This is a genomic window from Paracoccus thiocyanatus, from assembly GCF_900156255.1.
Classification (GTDB): domain Bacteria; phylum Pseudomonadota; class Alphaproteobacteria; order Rhodobacterales; family Rhodobacteraceae; genus Paracoccus; species Paracoccus thiocyanatus.
Genome location: NZ_FTMK01000002.1, coordinates 295,103 through 301,264 on the forward strand (window position 1 = coordinate 295,103; position 6,162 = coordinate 301,264).

The 6,162-nt window shown below is 66.9% G+C and carries 3 protein-coding genes and 1 pseudogene; 2 read left to right on the plus strand and 2 right to left on the minus strand.

What is annotated here, in order from left to right:
- The first annotated feature begins 11 nt into the window (after positions 1–11).
- A complete protein-coding gene (locus F3H32_RS02795) occupies positions 12–1,397 on the plus strand; it encodes a pyruvate dehydrogenase complex E1 component subunit beta (RefSeq protein ID WP_149764199.1) in 1,386 nt (461 codons plus the stop codon).
- A 13-nt stretch (positions 1,398–1,410) separates the two neighbouring features.
- The gene (locus F3H32_RS02800) at positions 1,411–2,721 is read left to right on the plus strand and encodes a pyruvate dehydrogenase complex dihydrolipoamide acetyltransferase (RefSeq protein ID WP_149764202.1); all 1,311 of its coding nucleotides are present in this window, start codon (positions 1,411–1,413) and stop codon (positions 2,719–2,721) included.
- A gap of 105 nt (positions 2,722–2,826) precedes the next feature.
- Here the strand turns inward: F3H32_RS02800 and F3H32_RS02805 are convergent, their stop codons facing one another.
- Both F3H32_RS02805 and F3H32_RS02810 read right to left on the minus strand, forming a co-directional pair.
- A complete protein-coding gene (locus F3H32_RS02805; RefSeq protein ID WP_262494978.1) occupies positions 2,827–5,838 on the minus strand; it encodes an efflux RND transporter permease subunit in 3,012 nt (1,003 codons plus the stop codon).
- Between the two features lie 59 nt (positions 5,839–5,897).
- Positions 5,898–6,162 (minus strand): annotated as a pseudogene (locus F3H32_RS02810) (IS5/IS1182 family transposase); the annotation flags it as partial.

Genomic DNA, 6,162 nt, shown 5'->3' on the forward strand with positions numbered 1-6,162 from the left:
GGGAGGGAACCATGGCAACCGAAATCCTGATGCCCGCCCTGTCGCCGACCATGGAGGAAGGGACGCTGGCCAAATGGCTGGTCAAGGAAGGCGATAACGTGAAATCCGGCGACATCCTGGCCGAGATCGAGACCGACAAGGCCACGATGGAATTCGAGGCGGTGGACGAAGGCATCGTCGGCAAGCTGCTGGTCGAGGCGGGCGCCCAGGGGGTCAAGGTGAACACCCCCATCGCCCTGCTGCTCGAAGAGGGCGAGACCGCCGACGACGCCAAGCTGCCCGCCTCGGCCAAGTCCGCCTCGGAACCCCAGGCCGAAAAGCCGCCCGCGCAAAGCGACGCCCCCGCCCAATCCGCGGTCGAGGCCGTGGCCACCCCCGAGCCCGACCAAAGCCCCGACTGGCCGGAAGGCACGCCCACCCGCACGATGACCGTACGCGAGGCGCTGCGCGAAGCCATGGCCGAAGAAATGGAGCGCGATCCCACCGTCTTCCTGATGGGCGAAGAGGTCGGCGAATACCAGGGCGCCTACAAGATCAGCCAGGGCCTGCTGGACCGTTTCGGCCCGCGCCGCGTCGTGGACACCCCGATCAGCGAATACGGCTTTGCCGGCATCGGCACCGGCGCGGCCTTGGCCGGGCTGCGTCCCATCGTCGAGTTCATGACCTTCAACTTCGCCATGCAGGCCATCGACCATATCATCAACTCGGCCGCCAAGACGCTTTACATGTCCGGCGGCCAGATGGGCTGCCCGATCGTCTTCCGCGGCCCGAACGGCGCCGCCGCCCGCGTCGCGGCCCAGCACAGCCAGGATTACGCGGCCTGGTATGCGCAGATCCCCGGCCTCAAGGTGGTGATGCCCTATTCGGCCGCCGACGCCAAGGGCTTGCTCAAGACCGCGATCCGCGACCCGAACCCGGTGATCTTCCTGGAAAACGAAATCCTCTACGGCCGCAGCTTCGAAGTGCCGGACCTGCCCGATTTCACCATCCCCTTCGGCAAGGCCAGCATCGCGCGCCCCGGCCGCGACGTGACCATTGTCAGCTTCGGCATCGGCATGGCCCATGCGCTGGAAGCGGCCGAGACCCTGGCCGCCGATGGCATCGAAGCCGAGGTGATCGACCTGCGCACCCTGCGCCCCATCGACTATGCCACGGTCATCGCCTCGGTGAAAAAGACCAACCGCTGCGTGACGGTGGAAGAAGGCTTCCCGGTCGGCGCCATCGGCAACCACATTTCGGCGCATCTGATGGAGAACGCCTTCGACTGGCTGGACGCGCCGGTGATCAACTGCACCGGCAAGGACGTGCCGATGCCCTATGCCGCGAACCTGGAAAAACACGCGCTGATCACCGCCGCCGAGGTGGTCGAGGCGGTGAAAAAAGTCACCTATCGCTGAGGGAGGGCAGAAGATGCCGACCGAAATCCTGATGCCCGCCCTGTCGCCGACCATGGAGGAAGGCACGCTGGCCAAATGGCTGGTCAAGGAGGGGGACGCGGTCAAATCCGGCGACATCCTCGCCGAGATCGAAACCGACAAGGCCACGATGGAGTTCGAGGCCGTCGACGAAGGCACCGTCGGCAAGCTGCTGGTGACCGAGGGCACGGCGGGGGTCAAGGTCAACACCCCCATCGCCGTGCTGCTGGAAGAAGGCGAATCCGCCGATGACATCGGCGCAGCACCCAAGGCAGAGGCCGCGCCCAAGCAGGACACACAGCCCGAGGCCCCGAAAGCCGACGCGACCCCCGCCGCAGCCGCGACACCAGTCGCGGCCGCGGCGAAATCGGCCAGCGGCGAGCGCGTCTTCGCCTCGCCGCTTGCGCGGCGCATCGCGGCGGAAAAAGGCATCGACCTCGGCGCGGTCCAGGGCTCGGGCCCGCATGGCCGCATCGTCAAGGCCGATGTCGAAGCCGCCCAGCCCGGCACGGCCAAGCCGGCCGACGCCCAGACGCCGAAAGCCGACCAGGCCCCCGCGGCAGCCGCGGCCCCGACCGGTCCCTCCGCGGAAACCGTCCTCAAGCTCTATGCCGACCGCGAAACCGAGGAAGTGGCGCTCGACGGCATGCGCCGCACCATCGCCGCGCGGCTTTCCGAAGCCAAGCAGACCATCCCGCATTTCTACCTGCGCCGGTCCGCCAAGCTCGACGAGCTGATGAAGTTCCGCGCCATGCTGAACAAGCAGCTTGAATCGCGGGGCGTGAAACTGTCGGTCAACGACTTCATCATCAAGGCCTGCGCGCTGGCCCTGCAAGAGGTGCCCGATGCCAATGCCGTCTGGGCCGGCGACCGCATCCTCAAGCTGAAGCCGTCCGACGTGGCCGTGGCGGTCGCGGTCGAAGGCGGGCTCTTCACCCCGGTTCTCAAGGACGCGCAGCAAAAGACCCTCTCGACCCTCTCGGCCGAGATGAAGGACCTGGCCAGCCGCGCCAAGACGAAAAAGCTTGCACCCCACGAATACCAGGGCGGTAGCTTCGCCATCTCGAATCTCGGCATGTTCGGGATCGAGAATTTCGACGCGGTGATCAACCCGCCGCATGGCGCGATCCTGGCCGTCGGCGCCGGCATCCCGACCCCGGTGGCCGAGAATGGCGAGGTGGTGATCCGCAACCTCATGTCCATGACGCTTTCCGTCGACCACCGGGTGATCGACGGCGCGCTTGGCGCCCAGTTGCTAGAGGCCATCATCCGGCATCTGGAAAACCCGATGGGCATGCTGGCCTGAACGGCGCACCAACGGTAACGCAAAGGGGGGCCGTAACGCGGCCCCTTTTCTTTCGTGTCGAAATATCCTCGGGGGTCCGGGGGCAGACAGCCCCCGGCAGCCGCCCTAGCTTTCCGCCGCGGTCCTGGCCGCGTTCAGCCCGATCCTGCGCCTCAGCCAGCCGCCGATCCGCACCTGCCCGCCATGGATGACGGAAAACAGCGAGGGCACGAACAGCAGCGACAGCAGCGTCGACAGCAGCAAGCCCCCGATCACCGCGATGGCCATGGGCGCGCTGAACTCGGCCCCTTCGCCCGTGCCGATGGCCGATGGCACCATGCCGGCCGTCATGGCGATGGTGGTCATCACGATAGGCCGGGCGCGCTTGTGGACCGCGTCCAGGATCGCCTCGCGCTTTTCCAACCCCCGGTCGATGGCGCTGATCGCGAATTCCACCAGCATGATGGCGTTCTTGGTCACGATCCCCATCAGCATCAGAAAACCGATGACCACCGCCATGCTGATCGAATGCCCGGTCAGGAACAGCGCCAGGATCGCGCCGCCGATGGCCAGGGGCAGCGACATCAGGATGGAAACCGGGGTGACGAAATTCTGAAACAGCAGCACCAGCACCACATAGGTCAGCACCACCCCCGACACCATCGCCACGGTAAAGGCCTGAAACACCTCGCCCATGATCTCGGCATCGCCCGAGGGCTGGATCTCGGTCCCCGCCGGCAGTTCGACCCGGCTCTGCAAGGCCGTCACCTGCGCGTTCACCGGCCCCAGCAGCGCGCCGCCCGCCAGGTTGCCCGACACCGTGGTGCGATAGCGCCGGTCGTAGCGGCCGATCTCGGTCGCCCCGGCCGAGATCGCGACATCCGCCACCACCTCCAGCGGCACCTGCCCGGCCGAGCTGGGCACCCGCAGGTTGCGCACCGTCATCAGGTCGCGGCGGGCGGATTCGTCCAGCCGCACCATGATCGGGATCTGCTTGTCGCCGGTGTTGAACTTGGCCAGGTTCGATTCCGTGTCGCCCAGCGTCGCCACCCGCAGCGTCGTCGCCAGCGCACTGGCGGTCACGCCGAGCTGGGCCGCGACCTCGGGACGGGGTTGGACCTGGATCTCGGGGCGTTGCAGGCTGGCCGATGACGTCACCCCTTCCAGCGTGGGCAGGGTCTTCATCGCCGCCATCAGCCGCTCGGCCGCCTCGGCCGCGCCCGCCTCGCTGTCGCCCAGGACCGAAATGGACAGGTCGGCATTCCCCTCCTGGTTCTGGAAACTGATCCGCAGGTCGGGGATCTGCGACAGGTCGGCCTTCAGCGCGTCCTCGATGACGAAGCTCGACCGCTCGCGTTCCTCCTTGGGGCCGTAATTGACCATCAGCTTGGCCTTGGCCACGTCCTCCTCGCCGCCATTGACGAAGACCGAGCGCACCTCGGGCACCGCCTCGATACGGGCCGAGATCATCCGTGCCGCGGCTTCGGTTTCAGACACCGTCGCGCCGGGCGGCAATTCGATGCTGATCTGGCTGCGGCCCACGTCCGACGCCGGGATGAACTCGGTCGGCAGCAGCGTGGCGGAATAGATCGAGCCGGCGAAAACCCCCAGCCCCATCAGCAGCGTCAGCCCGCGATGGCGCAGCGTCCAGGCCAGCACCGCCATCAGCCCGCGCAGCACCGGCCCGTCGCGTTCCTCGGCCAGGCGCATGGAATCGCGCAGCAGATAGGCGGCCAGCATCGGCGTGATCAGCCGCGCCACCAGAAGCGAGAACAGCACCGAGACCGCGACGGTCAGCCCGAACTGCTTGAAATACTGCCCCGGAATCCCGCCCATGAAGCTGACCGGGGCAAAGACCGCGACGATGGAAAAGCTGATGGCGATGACGGTCAGGCCGATCTCGTTCGCGGCCTCCATGCTGGCCTCATAGGCGGGGACGCCCATATTGATATGCCGCACGATGTTCTCGATCTCGACGATGGCGTCATCGACCAGGATGCCGGTGACAAGCGTGATCGCAAGCAGGCTGATGCCGTTCAGCGTGAACCCCAGCCAGTGCATCACGAAAAAGGTCGGGATGATCGACAGCGGCAGCGCCACCGCGGCGATCAGCGTCGCGCGCCAGTTGCGCAGGAACAGGAACACCACCAGCACCGCCAGCGCCGCGCCCTCGTAAAGCGTCTCCATGGTGGAATGGTAGCTGCCCGAGGTATAGGTCGTCGCATCGTCGATCAGGGTGATCCGGGTGCCGGGATTGCGCGCCTCGATCTCGGCGATGCGGGCCTTGGTGCCGTCGCCGGCCTCCAGATCGGATTCGCCGCTGGCGCGAAACACCCCGAAGGCCACCACCGGCTGGCCGTCCAGCAGCGCGAAGCTGCGTTCCTCGCTGGCGCCGTCGCTGACGCGGCCAAGCTGGTCCAGCCGCACGGTGCGCCCGCCCGCCTCGCCGCCGCCGATCAGGATCGGCGTCGCCGCCAGCCGCGCCACGTCATCGGCCGATCCCAGCGCGCGGATGGAATATTCCGTGCCCGCCAGGTCGCCGCGCCCGCCGCCCATGTCGATGTTCTTGGCCCGCAACTGCTCGGATATCTCGGCCGCCGTCAGCCCCAGGGCCATGATGCGGTCCGGGTCCAGGTCCACGTTGATCTGGCGGTCGGCGCCGCCGATGCGGGTGATGCTGGCCACGCCCGGCACGGTCGACAGGTCGCGCGACACCACGTCGTCGACGAAATCCGACAGCCCCTCGATGCTCATGGCCGGATTGCTGACGGCATAGGTCAGGATCGCCATGCCGCTGACATCTATGCGGTGGACCAGCGGCTCGACGATGGATTCGGGCAGGTCGGCGCGGACATTGGCCACCGCGTCCTTGACGTCGTTCACCGCCCGGTCGGTATCGGTTTCCAGTTCGAACTCGACATAGATCCGCGCCGAACTGTCGGTCGCGGACGAGGTGATGTGCCGCACCCCGGTGATCGAGGCGATGGAATCCTCGATCGGCTGGATCACCTGCCGGGTCAGTTCGCTGGGCGCGGCGCCCGGCTGGCTGACGACGACGCTGACCAGCGGCAGATCGATATTCGGCATGGCCGTCACCGCCAGCCGGCTGAAGCTGTAAAGCCCCATCATCAGCAGCACGAGGAGGCATTGTTGCAGAAGTCGGCTTCAGGACATGATGGCCCTTTCCCCAGCTGAGGTCAGGCCACGCGTTCGATCTCGGCGGTGCCGAGGGCGTTGAAGCGGTTCATCAGGGCGACGCGGATGTGGATCTCGGCTGTCTGGCGGTCGGGGTCCCTCGACGCGATCCGCTCGCCGAAGGATTTCAGATTCCTCATCCGGGCCTCGACCCGGCTGCGGACATGATAGCCGGACCACCTTTTCCAGATCGTCCGGCCGAGGCGCTGGGTTGCCCTCAGGATGTCGTTGCGGGCCAAGGCGGCGGGGCAATCTTCTTTCCAGAGG

Excerpts from the sequence above, each read along its gene's own strand:
- F3H32_RS02795 (WP_149764199.1), top strand. The coding sequence starts at position 12 with ATGGCAACCGAAATCCTGATGCCCGCCCTGTCGCCGACCATGGAGGAA.
- F3H32_RS02800 (WP_149764202.1), top strand. The coding sequence starts at position 1,411 with ATGCCGACCGAAATCCTGATGCCCGCCCTGTCGCCGACCATGGAGGAA.